General features: G+C 71.7%; 15 protein-coding genes. 13 read left to right on the top strand and 2 right to left on the bottom strand.

The features are described 5' to 3' along the window. Positions 1–184 precede the first annotated feature (184 nt). The 4 genes from PKE78_RS06105 to PKE78_RS06090 all read left to right on the top strand — a co-directional run bounded on the left by PKE78_RS06105 (position 185) and on the right by PKE78_RS06090 (position 3245). Positions 185–1123 (top strand): peptidylprolyl isomerase, encoded by a 939-nt coding sequence (locus PKE78_RS06105; protein ID WP_271199936.1) that lies wholly within the window; start codon positions 185–187, stop codon positions 1121–1123. A 178-nt stretch (positions 1124–1301) separates the two neighbouring features. After that, positions 1302–2534 (top strand): bifunctional glutamate N-acetyltransferase/amino-acid acetyltransferase ArgJ, encoded by a 1233-nt coding sequence (argJ, locus tag PKE78_RS06100; protein WP_271199935.1) that lies wholly within the window; start codon positions 1302–1304, stop codon positions 2532–2534. Between the two features lie 43 nt (positions 2535–2577). Beyond that, entirely contained in the window at positions 2578–2994 is a 417-nt protein-coding gene (locus PKE78_RS06095; protein WP_271199934.1) for a (deoxy)nucleoside triphosphate pyrophosphohydrolase, read from the top strand. A 56-nt stretch (positions 2995–3050) separates the two neighbouring features. After that, positions 3051–3245, top strand: coding sequence for a Flp family type IVb pilin (locus PKE78_RS06090; protein ID WP_271199933.1), 195 nt, complete (start codon positions 3051–3053; stop codon positions 3243–3245). A 10-nt stretch (positions 3246–3255) separates the two neighbouring features. Here PKE78_RS06090 and PKE78_RS06085 read toward each other — a convergent pair whose 3' ends face one another. Then, on the bottom strand, positions 3256–4140 hold the full coding sequence (locus PKE78_RS06085) for a methyltransferase domain-containing protein (RefSeq protein ID WP_271200082.1): 885 nt from the start codon (positions 4138–4140) through the stop codon (positions 3256–3258). Between the two features lie 2 nt (positions 4141–4142). Next, positions 4143–5390, bottom strand: a complete 1248-nt coding sequence (locus PKE78_RS06080) for an SAM-dependent methyltransferase (RefSeq protein WP_271199932.1) — start codon at positions 5388–5390, stop codon at positions 4143–4145. Between the two features lie 78 nt (positions 5391–5468). Between PKE78_RS06080 and PKE78_RS06075 the strand changes: the two genes are divergently transcribed. The 9 genes from PKE78_RS06075 (at position 5469) to PKE78_RS06035 (ending at position 16122) form a co-directional block, all read left to right on the top strand. Next, positions 5469–6248, top strand: a complete 780-nt coding sequence (locus PKE78_RS06075; protein WP_271199931.1) for a ComF family protein — start codon at positions 5469–5471, stop codon at positions 6246–6248. Between the two features lie 52 nt (positions 6249–6300). Then, positions 6301–6558, top strand: a complete 258-nt coding sequence (grxC, locus tag PKE78_RS06070; RefSeq protein ID WP_271199930.1) for a glutaredoxin 3 — start codon at positions 6301–6303, stop codon at positions 6556–6558. Between the two features lie 2 nt (positions 6559–6560). Continuing rightward, the gene (locus PKE78_RS06065; protein ID WP_271199929.1) at positions 6561–7439 is read left to right on the top strand and encodes a carbon-nitrogen hydrolase family protein; all 879 of its coding nucleotides are present in this window, start codon (positions 6561–6563) and stop codon (positions 7437–7439) included. A gap of 24 nt (positions 7440–7463) precedes the next feature. Then, on the top strand, positions 7464–7928 hold the full coding sequence (locus PKE78_RS06060; RefSeq protein WP_271199928.1) for a DUF1178 family protein: 465 nt from the start codon (positions 7464–7466) through the stop codon (positions 7926–7928). 134 nt (positions 7929–8062) lie between these two features. Next, entirely contained in the window at positions 8063–10465 is a 2403-nt protein-coding gene (locus PKE78_RS06055) for a DNA translocase FtsK (protein ID WP_271199927.1), read from the top strand. Positions 10466–10548: 83 nt separating this feature from the next. Then, positions 10549–11850, top strand: a complete 1302-nt coding sequence (locus PKE78_RS06050; RefSeq protein WP_271199926.1) for a hypothetical protein — start codon at positions 10549–10551, stop codon at positions 11848–11850. A gap of 220 nt (positions 11851–12070) precedes the next feature. Continuing rightward, the gene (gene gspD / locus PKE78_RS06045) at positions 12071–14311 is read left to right on the top strand and encodes a type II secretion system secretin GspD (RefSeq protein ID WP_271199925.1); all 2241 of its coding nucleotides are present in this window, start codon (positions 12071–12073) and stop codon (positions 14309–14311) included. Between the two features lie 6 nt (positions 14312–14317). Further along, positions 14318–14884 carry a prepilin peptidase gene (locus PKE78_RS06040; RefSeq protein WP_271199924.1) on the top strand — a complete coding sequence of 189 codons (567 nt, stop codon included), beginning with the start codon at positions 14318–14320 and terminating at the stop codon, positions 14882–14884. 26 nt (positions 14885–14910) lie between these two features. Further along, the gene (locus PKE78_RS06035; protein WP_271199923.1) at positions 14911–16122 is read left to right on the top strand and encodes a type II secretion system F family protein; all 1212 of its coding nucleotides are present in this window, start codon (positions 14911–14913) and stop codon (positions 16120–16122) included. Positions 16123–16124: the final 2 nt, after the last annotated feature.

Raw genomic sequence — 16124 nt, 5'->3', positions numbered from 1 at the left:
CCGGGCCGGAACGCCGCCCTCGGGCGGTCAGGGGAGCCCGGAACTCCCTCGATTTCGAGCCGCTTCGCGCACGGCGGACGGCAGCGGACGAGATAAGAGGGAGCCTCAGGGTTGTCAATGATAGGCCTTTCCGACACTCTCCCGCGCGATTGGGGCGCCGCGACGCTCAAAACGGAAGGTTCTCATGACATTTTCGCTTTCGCCGAGCCGTCGTTCCGCCGCGCTCGGCGCGTCTTTCGCGCTGATCCTCGCCGCCGTCGCGCCCGCCGCGGCGCAGACGCCGCCGGCTCCGGCCGCGACCGCCGCGGAGGCGCCGACGCCCGATCCGAAGACGGTGCTCGCGACGGTGGACGGCGCCGAGATCACCGCAGGCGAAGTCGAGCTCGCCAAGGAGGACCTGCAGCAGTCGCTCGCCTCCATGACCGAGCCGCAGCGGCGCGATTACGCGCTGAACTACCTGATCGACCTGAAGATCGCGGCGCGGGCCGCCGAGAAGGACAAGCTCGGCGACACCTCCGAATTCAAGCAGCGCATCGCCTATCTGCACGACCGCGCGCTGATGGAGGAACTGCTCCAGAAGACCTCGAAGGCGGCCGTCACCGACGAGGCGATGCGCAAGCTCTATGACGAGACCGCCAAGAACCTGAAGCCCGAGCAGGAGGTGCGCGCCAGCCACATCCTGGTCAAGACCGAGGACGAGGCCAAGAAGGTCGAGGAGCGGCTCGCCAAGGGCGAGGACTTCGCCAAGATCGCGACCGAGGTCTCGACCGATCCGGGCTCCGCCAAGCAGGGCGGCGACCTCGGCTTCTTCGCCAAGGGCCAGATGGTGCCAGCCTTCGACGAGGCCGTGTTCAAGCTCGAGCCCAACAAGGTCTCCGATCCGGTCAAGACGCAGTTCGGCTTCCACGTCATCAAGGTGACGGAGAAGCGCGAGCGGCCGATCCCGCCGTTCGAGCAGGTCAAGCCGCAGATCGAGCAGTACGTGGTGCGCACCGCCCAGCAGGATCTAATCCTCAAGCTGCGCGGCGAGGCCAAGGTCGAGCGCACCAAGGCCGGCGAGCCCCAGGGGCAGCCCGCGATCCCGGGCGCCGACGCCCCGCCGGCCGACGCGCCGAAGCCGTAACATACGGGAAGCGCTCGGCGCGGACCTCCTCCGCCGGGCCTCCTCCGCCATGCTGCGCATGGTTCCCCTCCTCCGCAAGCGGAGGAGGGTTCGCCGCGCCGCCGCGCGCTGGCCCTGCATTCCCTCCGTCATACGAATTCTGTAAGCCTCGCGCGGCCACGCGCTTCGAAGGGAACCCATGTCGACCGCCGTCTCGCCGCTCGCTCCCAAATCCTCGCCGACGCTGCCGGCGATCGCCGGCGTCCGGCTCGCGACTGCGGCGGCCGGCATCCGCTACAAGGGCCGGACCGACGTGCTGCTCGCGGCCTTCGACGAAGGGACGAGCGTCGCCGGCGTGCTGACGCGCTCGCTGTGCCCCTCGGCCCCGGTGGAATGGTGCCGCGACCGGCTCGCCGGCGGCGCGATCCGCGCGCTGGTGGTCAATTCCGGCAACGCCAACGCCTTCACCGGCAAGCGCGGCCGCGCTGCGACCGCGCTGACCGCCGAGATCACGGCGCAGGCGGTCGGCTGCCCGGAGGCGGAGATCTTCCTGGCCTCGACCGGCGTGATCGGCGAGCCGCTCGACGCCACCCGGTTCGCGGGCGTGATGGACGGGCTCGTCTCGGCCGGACGGGGCGACGCCTGGGCCGCCGCGGCGCAGGCGATCATGACCACCGACACCTTCCCGAAGCTCGCCACCCGCACGGCCGAGATCGGGGGCGTCACGGTGACGATCAACGGCATCGCCAAGGGCGCCGGCATGATCGCGCCCGACATGGCGACCATGCTCGCCTTCGTCGCGACCGACGCCGCGATCGCCGCCCCCGCGCTGCAGGCGCTGCTGGCCGACGCGGTCGAGCGCTCATTCAACTGCGTGACCGTCGACGGCGACACCTCGACCTCCGACACGCTGCTCGCCTTCGCGACCGGCAAGGCCGGCAACGCGCCCGTCGCCGACGCCGCCGATCCGGCGCTCGCCGGCTTCGCCGCCGCGTTCGAGGCCCTGCTCGTGGAGCTCGCCCAGCTCGTCGCCCGCGACGGCGAGGGCGCGCGCAAGTTCGTGACCGTCGAGGTCGAGGGCGCGGAGAGCGACCTCTCGGCGCGGAAGATCGCGCTGTCGATCGCGAACTCGCCGCTGGTGAAGACCGCGATCGCCGGCGAGGACGCCAACTGGGGCCGCGTGGTGATGGCGGTGGGCAAGGCCGGCGAGCCCGCCGACCGCGACCGGCTGTCGATCCGCTTCGGCGACATCCGCGTGGCGCATGAGGGCGAGCGCGACCCGTCCTACGACGAGGCCGTGACCTCCGCCTACATGAAAGAGGAGGAGATCACGATCGGCGTCGATCTCGGCCTCAGCGCCGGGCGGGCGCGCGTGTGGACCTGCGACCTCACCGAGGGCTACATCGCCATCAACGCCGATTATCGGTCGTGAATCCCTGATCGCCTCAACCCGCCCTTAAGGTCTCACGCGTCAGATGGTCGAGGATGCGAGTCCGAAGCTTGTTCTTGTCGTCGCCTGCGCCCTGGTGGACGCCGACGGCCGCGTGCTGATCGCGCAGCGGCCGGAGGGGAAGAGCCTGGCGGGGCTCTGGGAGTTTCCCGGCGGCAAGGTCGAGGCGGGCGAGCGTCCGGAACAGACCTTGATCCGGGAGCTGGCCGAAGAGCTTGGCGTCGTGGTCGAGGAGCCGTGTCTCGCGCCGCTCACCTTCGCAAGCCATCCTTACGAGACGTTCCACCTGCTGATGCCGCTCTATGTGTGCCGGCGCTGGACGGGGGTCGTGACGGGGCGCGAGGGCCAGGCGACGCGCTGGGTCCGCCCGGAACGGCTTCGCGACTTTCCGATGCCGCCGGCCGACGAGCCGCTGATAGCGCATCTCGTCGGACTGCTCTGAGCCCACTGCCGCGTCGAAGCCGCCCAGGACGGGCGCGTACGGGGGAGCGCGGTGGCATGGGGCAGGATCTGACGGCTGGGGCGCTCCGCGCGCTCGCGCGGTTCTGGAAAGACGAGCGCGGCGCGACGGCGATCGAATACGCCATGATCGCGGTCGGCATCGGCGCGGCGATCGCCGTGACGGTCTACACGCTGGGCGACGTCGTCTTCAGCAAATACTACCAGCGCATCGCCGACGAAACCGGCCGCTGAGCCCCGAGGTTCAGCCCGGCCGCTTCGGAGCGCCTTCTGGAACGCCGAGGGCGTCGGCGAGGCGCGTGCGGGCGGAGCCCGGCCTCAGCGGCTTCTGCTGGTCGGGATGCGGCGCCCAGCCGGACAGCCACACGATGTCGAAGGTCGCGCGCACCCGGCCGTCGGGGTCGCCGAAACGCTCGCCGTAGATTTCGATCATGCGCCCGAGCGTGGCGCGGCGCAGCGGCGTCCGCCGCCGCTCGGCGAGCGCGTTGGTCGCGCCCCAGGCGCGCAGGTCCGCCATCAGCGCCAGCGCGTGCGGGTAGCGCACCGTCACGCGGTCGACGTCGGTCACGGGGAGCGCGAAGCCGGCGCGCTGCAGCAGGCCGCCGAGCGCGCGCACGTCCGCGAAGGGCAGCACGCGGGGGCTCAGGCCGCCCTCGACCTCGCCCTCGGCCGCCGCGAAGGCCTGCCGGAGCTCGGTCAGCGTGTCGCCGCCGAGGAGCGCCGCCAGCATCAGCCCGTCCGGCCTCAGCGCGCGCCGGCACTGGGCAAGGGCGCCGGGCAGGTCGTTCGCGAACTGCAGCGCCAGCGTCGAGACGATCAGGTCGAAGCTCTCGGGCGCGAAGGGCAGCGCCTCCGGATCGCAGGCGAGGTCCGCGCCGGGGCCGGCGAGGGCCGCGGCGCGCACGACGCGCGTCACGCCGGGCCGAGCGGCGAGCGCGGCCGCCGTCTCTCCGCCGGGCGAGACGAGATCGAGCGCCTCCGTGAAGGGGCGCAGCGTCGCCGCCAGCCGGTCCGCGACGTCCTCCGCGACGCGACGGCGCAGGAAGTCCGGCCCCTCGCCGCCGCGAAGCGACCGGGCCCTCGCGAGTTGGAGCGCCCTGCGGTCGACGAGCGCCGGGACCTCCGAGATGGTCACGCCGGTTCCAGCGCCGCCGCCCGCGAGGCTTCCCCCGCCTCCAGCCGCCGCTCCGCGTCGATCATGTAGTCGCGGGTCTTCGGCGTGGCGTCGACGTCCTTCGTGAGCTGGATCTGGAACACCATGTGCTTGCCGTGGCGGAACGAGAACTCCGCCGTGATGAGGTAGAACTCCCACATCCGGCAGAACCGCTCGCCGAGCAGCGCCGCGGCCCGCGCGCGGTTCTCCTGGAAGCGGCGCTCCCAATGCACGAGGGTCTCGGCGTAGTGCATCCGCCAGATCTCGATGTCGGTCGCCCAGAGCTTCGCGCCCTCGATCGCCGTCAGCGTCTCGGACAGGGCGGGGGAGTAGCCGCCAGGGAAGATGTACTTCTTGACCCAGGCGCCCGTGATCCCCGGCCCGCCCTTGCGCCCGATCGAGTGCAGCAACGCGACGCCGTCCGGCTTCAAGAGCTTCGAGACCTTGGCGAAGAAAGCCGGGAAGTTCTTGACGCCAACATGCTCGAACATGCCGACGGAGACGATCCGGTCGAACGGCCCCGCGACGTCGCGGTAGTCCGTCAGCTCGAACCGCACGCGGTCGGCGACGCCCGCCGCCTCGGCGCGCTCTCGGGCGAGCGCGAGCTGCTCCTTCGACAGCGTCACGCCCAGCACCTCGACCCCGCAGTTCTTGGCGAGATAGATCGCCATCGAGCCCCATCCGGAGCCGATGTCGAGCACGCGCTGGCCGGGCCTGAGGTCGAGCTTCGCCGCGATGTGGCGGAGCTTCGCGACTTGGGCCTCCTCGAGCGTATCGTCGGGGGAGCGGAAATAGCCGCAGGAGTAGTTCAGCCCCTCGTCGAGGAAGAGCCGGTACATCTCGTTCGAGAGGTCGTAATGGGCCTCGACGTTCTTCCGCGACAGCGCGCCGGTGTTCGCGCGCGCCCAGCGCTTCAGCGTCTTCAGCGTGCCGCGCAGCGCCTTTTGGATCGGCTGGGCGCGCAGGTTCGTCCGGTTCAGCGCGTAGATCGTTAGGAAGTCGCGGAGCGAGCCGCGCTCGATGGTGAGCCGGCCGTCCATGTAGGCCTCGCCCGCCTTGAGCTCGGGATTGAGCAGCAGGTCGCGCGCCACCTTGGCGTCGTGCAGCCGGATCACGACCTCCGGCCCCGGCGCGCCGGCATGGGTGTGGGCGACGCCCTTGTGGTCGACGATGGTGAGCGAGCCGACGCCGACGAAACGGCGTAGCATCGTCTGGAACAGATCCATCGCAGCGCTCCCAACGCGAGGACGACAAGCCCGTTGCTTAGATCAGCAGCCCCCCGTCCGGCCAGCCCCTAACCGCCCATGATCGAGGCGCAGGACCTTCGGCCCGCCCCGTTCGCCCGGCTGAAAGCCGCCGCGAGCCGCTTCGGACGCGCGCTGCTTGACGTCGCGCTGCCGCCGCAATGCCTCGCCTGCTCCCGGCCCGTCTCCGATCAGGGCGGGCTGTGCGTCGCGTGCTGGGGCGAGTTCAAGCCGATCGAGCGGCCGTTCTGCGAGCGGCTCGGCACGCCGTTTCCGGCCGATTTCGGCGCCGGCCTCGTCTCGCCGAAGGCGCTGGCGCGCCCGCCGGCCTGGGACCGCGCCCGCGCGGTGGCGCGGTTCGACGGCGCGGCGCGGACGCTCGTGCACCGCCTGAAGTATGGCGACGGCCTTCATCTCGCCCGCGCCATGGGCGGGATGATGGCGCGGGCGGGCCACGAGCTGCTCGGAGCGGACGCGCTGCTGGTCCCGACGCCGCTGCACCGCGGCCGGCTGTGGCGGCGGCGCTTCAACCAGTCGGCGATGCTCGCCCGCGCCGCGGCGGAGGCGTCGGGCGCCCAGTTGGCGCTGCAGGCGCTGGAGCGCGTCAAGGCGACCAGGCCGCAGGTCGGGCTGACCGCAGCCCAGCGCGCGGACAATCTCGCCGGCGCGTTCCGCGTGTCGGAGGAGGGCCGGGCGCTCATCGCCGGGCGCCGCGTGGTGCTGGTCGACGACGTGCTCACCACCGGCGCCACGCTCGACCGGCTCGCCCGGCTGGCGCGGCGCGCGGGCGCGGCCTCGGTGGACGCTCTCGTCTTCGCCGTGGTTGTGAACGACGGATGACGGGCTAATATCCGGGGATGAAGACAAGCTCCCCGTTCCGCCCGAGGCGCCGATGCCCCCTGTGACCGTCTACGCGCGCGTCGGTTGCCCGTATTGCGACATGGCCAAGGACCTTCTCGCCCGGAAAGATATCCCGTTCGAGGAGATCGACATCGGCCGCCAGCCGGCCCGGCGCCCGGAGATGATCCAGCGCGCCGGCGGGCGCAGCACGGTCCCGCAGATCTTCATCGGCGACCGGCACGTGGGCGGTTGCGACGATCTCTACGCGCTCGAACAGGCCGGCGGACTCGATCCGCTGCTGGCGGCGTGACGATGGCCGAGAAGAACAAGCGTTTCGTCGTCGCGTGCGCGCAGATGCGCTCGGGCAAGGACGTGATGGCCAATGTGGACGCTGCGGCGCGCCTGATCGGCGAGGCGGCGGACGGCGGGGCGCAGTATGTGCAGACGCCGGAGATGACCAACATCCTGGTCCGGTCGCGCGACGAGCTGTTCGCGCAGATCGTGCCGGAGGGCGCCTGTCCGACGCTGACCGCGCTGCAGGAGGTCGCCCGCGCGCTTAAAGTTTTCGTGCACATCGGCTCGCTCGCGGTGCGGCTCGACGGCGACCGCGCGGCGAACCGCAGCTTCGTCATCGACCCGGAGGGCGAGGTCGTCGCCCGCTACGACAAGATCCACATGTTCGACGTCGACCTCGCCAATGGCGAAAGCTGGCGCGAGAGCCAGACCTACCGTCCGGGCGAGAGCGCGGTCGGCGTCGATCTGCCGTGGGGGCGGCTCGGGCTGACGATCTGCTACGACGTCCGCTTCCCGACGCTGCACCGGGCGCTGGCCGAGAACGGGGCCGAGGTCCTGGCCGGGCCCGCGGCCTTCACCAAGCAGACCGGCGAGGCGCACTGGCACGTGCTGCTGCGCTCGCGCGCGATCGAGACCGGCTCCTTCGTCATAGCGGCGGCCCAGGGCGGCCGGCACGAGGACGGGCGCGACACCTATGGCCACAGCCTGATCGTCGATCCCTGGGGCAAGATCCTTGCGGAGATCGACGGCGCCGAGCCGGGCGTCACGCTCGCCGAGATCGACCTGTCCGAAGCGGCCGCCGCCCGGCGCAAGATCCCGGCGCTGGAGAACGGCCGCCGCTTCAGCCTGCTGCCGGCTCCTTCCGAGCCGACGCTGCTGCGCGAGGCCGGCGGCTGAAGGCCGGCCACGGAAACGGACATCATGATTCGCTATGACCTCGCCTGCGCCTGCGGCCGTCGCTTCGACGGCTGGTTCCGCTCGTCGCAGGATTTCGACGCCCAGGCGGCGCGCGGGCTGCTATCGTGCCCAGCCTGCGGGTCGGTGGACGTGTCCAAGGCGCTGATGGCGCCCGCGGTCGCGACTCGCCGGGCCGAGACCTTCGCCGCGCCGGCCGCGGCCCCGTCGGAAGAGGCGTCGCAGGCCGTCGCGCTGGTGACGGAGAAGGATCGGGCGATCCGCGCGATGCTGCGGGAGCTGCGCGCCCACGTCAAAAACAACGCCGAAGACGTGGGCGACCGCTTCCCCGAGATGGCGCGCCGCATGCACGCCGAGGAGATCGAGCGCAAGTCGATCTACGGCCGCGCCACCGCCGACGAGGCGAAGGCGCTGGCGGAAGAAGGCGTCGAGGTCCATGCGCTGCCCCGGTTTCCCGACGACGGCGACTGACGGCCGGAACCTGTGGACGCCCAGCGTCGGACGCCGCGCCGCAGGCCGCGCTCCACGCTTCGTTAACTCTGGTCTTCCTAACTGGTGAGGAGTTTTCGCACGGGGCGCCGCGGCGCCGGAACGGGGTCATCGACATGCGTTTTTCGGGACGGCCGCCCGCATCTTCCGACCTCGAGGCGGGACGCGGGCCCGGCGACGCGCGGCGGCCGCAGACCGAGGTCCGCTCGGTGCGCACCCCGGACCGCGTGCTGCGGGAGCGCCGGGCCGCGCGCGACGAAACCCTCGACGCCTCCGTGGCCGTCGATCCCGGCCCGCTCGCCGGCGACGCTCCGCGGACGCCCCATGCGTCGCGGATCGAGTTCATCGTCGACGCCGCGCCCGCGCCGGTCGGCTCGTCGCTGCCGAGCTGGCTCCAGCCGTTCGCGATCAGCCCCAACACCCGCTTCACCCGGACGCCGGACAGCATCCTGCGCGGCCACGCCCAGGCGCCCGACGACGGCGTCGCGCCGATCGAGCCCGAAGCCGCCGCCGACGCCATCGCCGGCATGACCTTCGACGACGCGCCCGCGCCGGCGCCCGTGCGCCAGCCGTCGACGCTCCGCCGCCTCGCGGACGCGATCCGGCTTGAGGGCGCCGCGCCCGAGGCGGCCGCCGAGCAGGACAACGCGCCAGCGGCCGAGGCCTTCGCGCCGGAAGCGCCGGAGCCGGATCCGGTCGCGCCGGGAGCGTTCGTGACCGACTCGCTCGGCCAGCCCTTCGGCGGCTTCGCGCCGGTCAGCTACTCCGCCTCCTTCGCCTGGGCGCCGACGATGCCTGCCCCTGCGCCCGAACCCGTCGCGCCGCCGCCCCCGGCTCCGCCCGCGCCCAAGGTCGCCGCTCCGTCCGCGCCGGCGGCTCCCGTCGCACCGCCTGCGGCGAGGGCGCCCGCGCCTGCGCCCGTCCCGCCGGCTCCGCCTGCGGCCGCTCCCCGTCGGGCGCCGGCTCCCGCGCCGGTCTCCGAGGCTTACGAATTGCCGCCGCTCGATCTTCTGGCCGAGGCCGCCGCGGCCGAGCCCTGCTTCGAGCACTCGGAGGAGTTCCTGAACAAGAACTCGCTGAAGCTGCAGCAGACGCTGCAGGACTTCGGCGTGCGCGGCGAGATCATCGACGCCAACCCCGGTCCCGTGGTCACGCTCTACGAGTTCGAGCCGGCGCCCGGCGTGAAGTCGAGCCGGGTGATCGCGCTCGCCTCCGATATCGCCCGCTCCATGAGCGCGGTGTCGGCCCGCGTCGCCGTGGTCGAGGGGCGCAACGTCATCGGCATCGAGCTGCCGAACGCCAAGCGCGAGACCGTCTATCTGCGCGAGCTGCTGGAGACGCCGGAGTTCGGCGAGACCAAGCAGAAGCTCGCCATGTGCCTGGGCAAGACCATCGGCGGCGAGCCGGTGATCGCCGACCTCGCCAAGATGCCCCACCTGCTCGTCGCCGGCACCACCGGTTCGGGCAAGTCGGTCGCCATCAACACCATGATCCTCAGCCTGCTCTACATGCACTCGCCCGAGAAGTGCCGGCTGATCATGGTCGACCCCAAGATGCTGGAGCTTTCGGTCTACGAGGGCATCCCCCATCTGCTGACCCCCGTCGTCACCGACCCGAAGAAGGCGGTGATCGCGCTGAAATGGGCGGTCCGCGAGATGGAGGACCGCTACCGCAAGATGTCGAAGCTCGGCGTCCGCAACATCGACGGCTTCAACGCCCGCGCGGCGGAGGCGACGGCGAAGGGCGAGACGGTGGTGCGCACCGTGCAGACCGGCTTCGACCGCGAGACCGGCCAGCCGGTCTACGAGGACGAGGTCATGGACCTGACCTCGCTGCCCTACATCGTCATCATCGTCGACGAGATGGCCGACCTGATGATGGTCGCCGGCAAGGAGATCGAAGGTGCGATCCAGCGCCTGGCCCAGATGGCGCGCGCCGCCGGCATCCACATCGTGATGGCGACGCAGCGGCCGTCCGTCGACGTGATCACCGGCACGATCAAGGCGAACTTCCCGACCCGCATCTCCTTCCAGGTCACCAGCAAGATCGATAGCCGCACGATCCTCGGCGAGATGGGCGCGGAGCAGCTTCTCGGTCAGGGCGACATGCTGCACATGGCCGGCGGCGGCCGCATCCTGCGCGTCCACGGCCCCTTCGTCTCCGACGCGGAGGTTGAGAAGGTCGTCGACCATCTCAAGCTGCAGGGGCGCCCGGAGTATCTCGAGGCCGTCACCGCGGACGACGAGGAGGAGGGCGGCGACGAGGCGGACGGCGGCGGCGCGGAGGACACGGCGGTGTTCGACGCCGGCGACTTCGCTGCCGAGGAGACCAGCGGCGACCTCTACGAGCAGGCGGTCGCGGTCGTGCTGCGGGACCGTAAGGCCTCGACCTCCTACATCCAGCGCCGGCTGCAGGTCGGCTACAACCGCGCCGCCTCGCTCATGGAGCGCATGGAGCAGGAGGGCATCGTCGGCGCGGCCAACCACGCCGGCAAGCGCGAGATCTTCCGCGACGGCTGACGCGTCGGACCGTCGCGCTTAACGGGCCGGCCTGAAGCGGGCTAGACTCGGGAGGTCGCCCGCCTCAAGCCGGAAGGTCCGCCATGTTCCGTCGACCGACGCGCCGCAGCGTGGTGCTCGCCACGCTGGGCGCCGCCGCAGCGTCAGGGGCGCCCGGCGCGCTCGCCGCGCCCGCCCTCGTCGCGCGCCGCTCGACGCTCTCCGTCGCCGACGCCGCCTTCGGGCAGGCGGGGACCGGCGGCGACGACGCCGCGAGCTTCGAGGCCTGCATCGCGGCCGCGATCGAGAGCGGCGCGCGCAGCATTCTGGTTCCGGCCTCGGCCGACGGCTACCGGCTGGAGCGCAGCGTCGTTGCGCCGATCAAGGCGGGCCGGCTGCGCATCGTCGGCGAGGGCGCGGCGAGCCTGATCACCGTCGCCTTCGACGGGCCGGGCCTCGTGATCGAAGCCTCGCTCACCACGCTCGAGAACCTGAACTTCATGGGCGGGCGGGGTGGAGCCGCCACCGCCCTGCGCTTCGCCAAGCAGTCGAATCCCGACGACGTCGACGCGACGGTGACCGGCTGCACGTTCATGAAGTTCAACCGCGCGGTGGAGCATGTCGGCCGGGGCCTGCTGCTGCGCGGAAACACCTTCGCGGCCTGCGACCTCGGCGTCGGCTTCGACTGGCCGACGGGCCGGGTGGCGGCCAAGGACGGGCCGTTGCACAACGCGCCGCTCGGCTTCCGCAAGATCATCGCTACCGACAATCTCGGCCACGCCCTCAGCCGCTTCTTCGAAAACGCGTCCGAAGCGCCGCTGATCGGCGCCCAGCTCAACAACAACCACATGGACATCGGCCGCTCGTTCTGGTCCGGGCCGATCGCCTATTCGCAGATGCGCGACAACATGGTGCGCAACTGCAAGCGCACGCCGATCGTCGTCACGGGTCCTGGCCGCGGGCTCGACATCAGCGGGCAATACGGCGGCACGGAGGAGCCCGATCCGCCCTCCGAGAGCGTGCACCAGCCGGACTGGGGGGTGGAGTTCGAGACCGACGAGGCGGCCGACGAGATCAAGATCGACATCCAGGCCTTCCAGGTCCGACGCGGCGGCGTGCGCTTCCGCGGCGGCGTCACGCGCTCCGACATCCGGGCGATCGTGAGCCGCGCGACGTTTGACGCCAAGCCGGACGCGGCCGTGATCGTCGGCGGCGATATCCGCAACGCGCGCTTCGCCGTCGTCGACGACGCGGCCTCTGGCTCCGACAGGCCGGTGGTGCGCACCGGCGGCGACGTCAGCGGCGCGACCTTCGACCTGTCGCCCGCGGCCGGGACGCCATTGTCGGTCCGGGGCCGCGCCGACGGCAGCCTGCTCAACGGCCGGTCGTTTCCTCCCGAGCGCTGAGCCGCGATCGCGGGCGGCGCGTGCCCGCGGCGCCACAGCCCCTGTCGACGAAGTCTGCGGCGCGGCTTCGGGCCAGTGTTCGTTGGGAAAAAGTCCCGCTACGACGTAGTTTTCCGGACCCCAATACTTTGTCTTGATTTTGTCATGACAAGGCGCGGTGATTGACTTTCGGGAGGGGGTCAGTTCAATCGACCTGGGATCATGAACGTCGGGGGAAACGATGATCGCGGCTAAGCGCCTGATGCTGGCGGCCTGCGCGCTCGCGGTCGCCGCATGCTCCTCCCTTACGCCGGAAGGCGACGCCGACGTCGTGCGGACCGGCCTCGTGGTCGATCTGTCCGCCCGCAACCCGAAGCCGGACGCGGCCCCGGCGGCGCCCGGCGGGTCCGAGGCCGCCCCGGCCGCCTTCGCCGCCGCCGACTCCGGGCCGTCGCCGCTGCGCCTCGTCGCCGCGCCGTCCGAGGGGCCGGAGGAGCCCGGCGGCGCCGCGCGCTACCGCCTCAATTTCGAGGACGCCGACCTCCGCAACGTGGTGCAGGCGATCCTCGGCGAGGCGCTCAAGATCAATTACGCCATGAGCTCCGACGTCGGCGGCCGCGTGACGATCTCCTCGCCGCGCCCGATGACGGCCGAAGAGCTGCTGTCCGCGCTCGACACGCTGCTGCAGAGCAACGGCTTCGGCATGACCAAGGTCGGCGCCACCATGCGCATCGGTCCGCTCGCGGCCGGCGGCGGGACGGTCGACGTCGGACGCCGCGCCACGCCGGGCTTCGGCCTGTCGGTCGTGCCGCTGCGCCACGTCTCCGCGACCACCATGGCGCGCCTCGTCTCCGGCTTCATCGTGGAATCCGACGGTCTTCGGGTCGACACGGCCCGCAACGCCATGGTCGTGCGCGGCCCCGGCGCGCGCCGGCAGGAGGCGGTCGACGCCATCGTCTCGTTCGACGCCGACTGGATGTCGGACCAGGCGGTCGGCATCTACGAGGTCCGGCGCGCCTCGCCCGACGCGGTGGTGGCCGAGCTCAACCGCGTGTTCGACGCCGAGAAGGGGGCCGGCGCCGGCACCGTGCAGTTCAAGGCCATCGGCCGGCTCCGCGCCGTGATGGTGGTCGCCAAGACCCAGCAGCTGATGCGCCGGGCGGAGACCTGGGTGCGGCGGCTCGACCGCGACACCGCGGCCGGCGGCGAGAACGTGTTCGTCTACAAGGCGCGCTACCGCGAGGCCAAGGAGCTCGCCCGCATCATGACCAGCCTGTTCCAGGCGGGCGGCGACGGCGGGCGCGGCGGGCCCACCACCACCCCCCGCGCAGGCACCGGCATGCAGCGCGATGAGCTTGGCTCTGGCGACGCCATGTCCGACAGCCGTTCGGGCGCGAGCTCCGGCGGCATCGAGTCCGCCTCCAGCAAGAATCTCGGCAACGTCCCGGCGCAAGCTTCGGCCTCCGCCTTCAACAGCCCGAACTTCGGCGACGGCCAGGCCGACCCCTCGCAGAGCGCGGAAGCAGAGACCATCGATCTGACCCGGCAGGGCGGCGGCGCCGGCGACCGGCCGCGCGTGCTGATCAGCGCCGATGCCGCCAACAACTCGGTCGTCACCTACGCCGACGGCTACACCTACCAGAAGATCCTCACGGCGCTGCGCCAGCTCGACTCGACGCCGCTTCAGGTCGCGATCCACGCCACCATCGCCGAGGTGCAGCTCACCGACGAGATGCGGAACGGCGTCGAGTATTTCGTGAAGAGCGGCGGCGTCGGCCTCGGCCGGGACAAGGGCTCGTTCTCGCTGTTCGGAACGGCCGCCAATGTCCTGTCCAAGCAGACGCCCGGCTTCAACGTGCTGATCGGGTCCAATTCCAGCCCGGACGTCGTGATCTCGGCGCTCGATCAGGTGACGAACGTGGAGATCCTGTCGTCGCCCTCGCTGGTGGTGGCGGAGAACCAGCCGGCGAACTTCCAGGTCGGCGACGAGATTCCGATCGTCACGCGGCAGGCGCAGAGCGTCGACAACGTCGACAGCCCGCTCGTCAACCAGGTCGAGTTCAAGAACACCGGCATCATCCTGAACGTGATCCCGCGCATCGGCCAGAACGACGCGGTCACGATGCAGATCGACCAGGAGATCTCCGCGGTGTCGAGCGGCGCCAACACGCTGACGCCGACCATCTCCAAGCGTCGGGTCGCCAGCAACATCTCGGTCGTCAGCGGCCAGACGGTGCTGCTCGCCGGCCTCATCAGCAAGCGCGACGAGCGCGGCAAGAACGGCATCCCGATCCTCGGCGACCTCAAGGGCGTCGGGAACCTGTTCAGCCAGCGGTCGAGCGTGAAGGACCGCACCGAGCTCGTGGTCTTCATCCGCGCCCAGGTGATCCGCAACGGCGAGGACGCGCAGAGCGCGGCGCAGGAGTTCCGCTCGCGCATGACGGTGCTCGGAAGCGGAGCGCGGCCGGCGGTCGCGAAGTAGCCCGCGATGCAGACGCCGTCCGCAGAGCGCGCCTTCCGCAAGGCCGACCGCGCGGCGGGCCTCGTCGGGATCGCGGCCGCCGCGGCGCTCTCGGTCCTGAGCCCCGGCGCGCCGTTGGTCGCCGCCACGACCCTGCCGCTCGTCGCCTGGATCGTCTGGCGCGACGCGACCGGCTTCGTCATTCCGGATCCGACGGCGCTGGCGCTCGCCGCCATCGGCGTGGCGGCGAGGTTTGCCGACGACGGCGCCTCGCTCGCGACGGCGCTGTCGCTCGGCGCGGACGTCGCGCTCACCGGCGGCGCGCTCTGGCTGCTGCGCGAGGCGTTCTACCGGCTGCGCGGCCAGGACGGCCTCGGCTTCGGCGACGTCAAGCTGGCGGCGGCGGGCGGATGCCTGATCGGCGCCGAGGGCGTCGCGGCGGCCCTGCTCGCGGCCAGCCTCGCCGGCCTCGCCGTCGCGGCGCTCCGCGGCTCCGGGCGCATGGACCGCATCGCCTTCGGCGCGTTCTTCGCGCCCGCGATCTGGCTCGTCCTCGTCGGGGCGGCGGCGTGGCCACCGCTCATGCTCCGGTGACGGACGCGGGCCGGGGGGGCTGAGCGGTGGCGACGTTCGAGTATCGGGCCGTCCATCCTTCGGGAAAGATGCTCGCCGGCGCCATGGAGGCGGCGTCGCCGGCGGAGGTGCTCGACCGGCTTGACCGGGCCGGCTGCACGCCGATCTTTGCGCGCGAAGCGAAAGCCGGCGCGCGCCGGTCGTGGCGCGAACTGCTGACGCCGGAGCCGCCGCGCGAGCACGTCACCGGCTTCACGCTCGACCTCGCCATGATGCTCAAGGGCGGGGTCGCGCTCGACGAGGCGCTCGGCATCCTGGCCGAGATGGAGAGCCGCCGCTGGCTCGCGGCGCTGATCCGCGCCCTGCGAGACGAGCTCGCGGCCGGCAAGAGCCTGTCGGCGGCGCTCGCGCTGCATCCCAAGGCGTTCCCGCCCGTCTACGTCCAGACCGTCGCCGTCGCTGAAAGCGCGGGAAGGCTCGAGGCGGCGCTGGCCGACCTCGCCGCCGAGCGCCAGCGCGGCGAGAAGCTGCGCAAGAAGGCGGCCTCCGCCGTCACCTATCCCGCCTTCCTGCTGGTCGCGGCGCTCGCGGTGCTGTGCTTCGTGATGCTCTATGTCGTGCCGCAGTTCGAAGGCGCGCTGATGGGCTTCCGCTCCCGGCTGGAGCCGTCGACCCTGTTCGTGTTCGACCTGTCGCGCGCCTTCCGCACGAATCTCGACCTGATCGGCGCCGGCGCGGCGGCTCTGCTCGCGCTCGGGCTCGTCGCGAGCCGGCTGTCGCGGCAGGGCTCCTGGCTCGTGCGCCTGCTCGCCCGCCTGCCGCTGACCCGGACGATCCTCGGCTACGAGCTCGCGGTCGCGTTCTGCCGCACGCTCTCGATCCTGCTTGCGAACGGCGTGCCGATCACGACCGCGCTCAAGCTGGTGCGCGACGTGGTGCGGCCGCCCCAGGCGCGCGCGGCGATCGACCTCGTGATCGCGGACGTGCGGCAGGGCGACCGGGTCGCGGCCTCGCTCGCCCGCCGGGCCTTCCTGCCGGCGCATGTGGTGCAGATGCTGCGCGTCGGCGAGGAGGCCGGGCAGCTCGCCGACAGCGCCGGCCGGGTCGCGACCTTCTACGAGGTCAAGCTCGACGCCGCGCTTGGCCGGCTCACTGCGATCGTGGGGCCGGCGACCATGGTGGTCGTCGCCTGCCTCGTCGCCTGGCTGATCATCTCGGTGATGTCGGCCCTCGTCAGCATCAACGATCTTCTGGTTTGAGG

It is taken from the genome of Methylopila turkensis, assembly GCF_027922325.1.
Classification (GTDB): domain Bacteria; phylum Pseudomonadota; class Alphaproteobacteria; order Rhizobiales; family Methylopilaceae; genus Methylopila; species Methylopila turkensis.
This window is presented reverse-complemented; position numbering and strand designations above follow the sequence as displayed.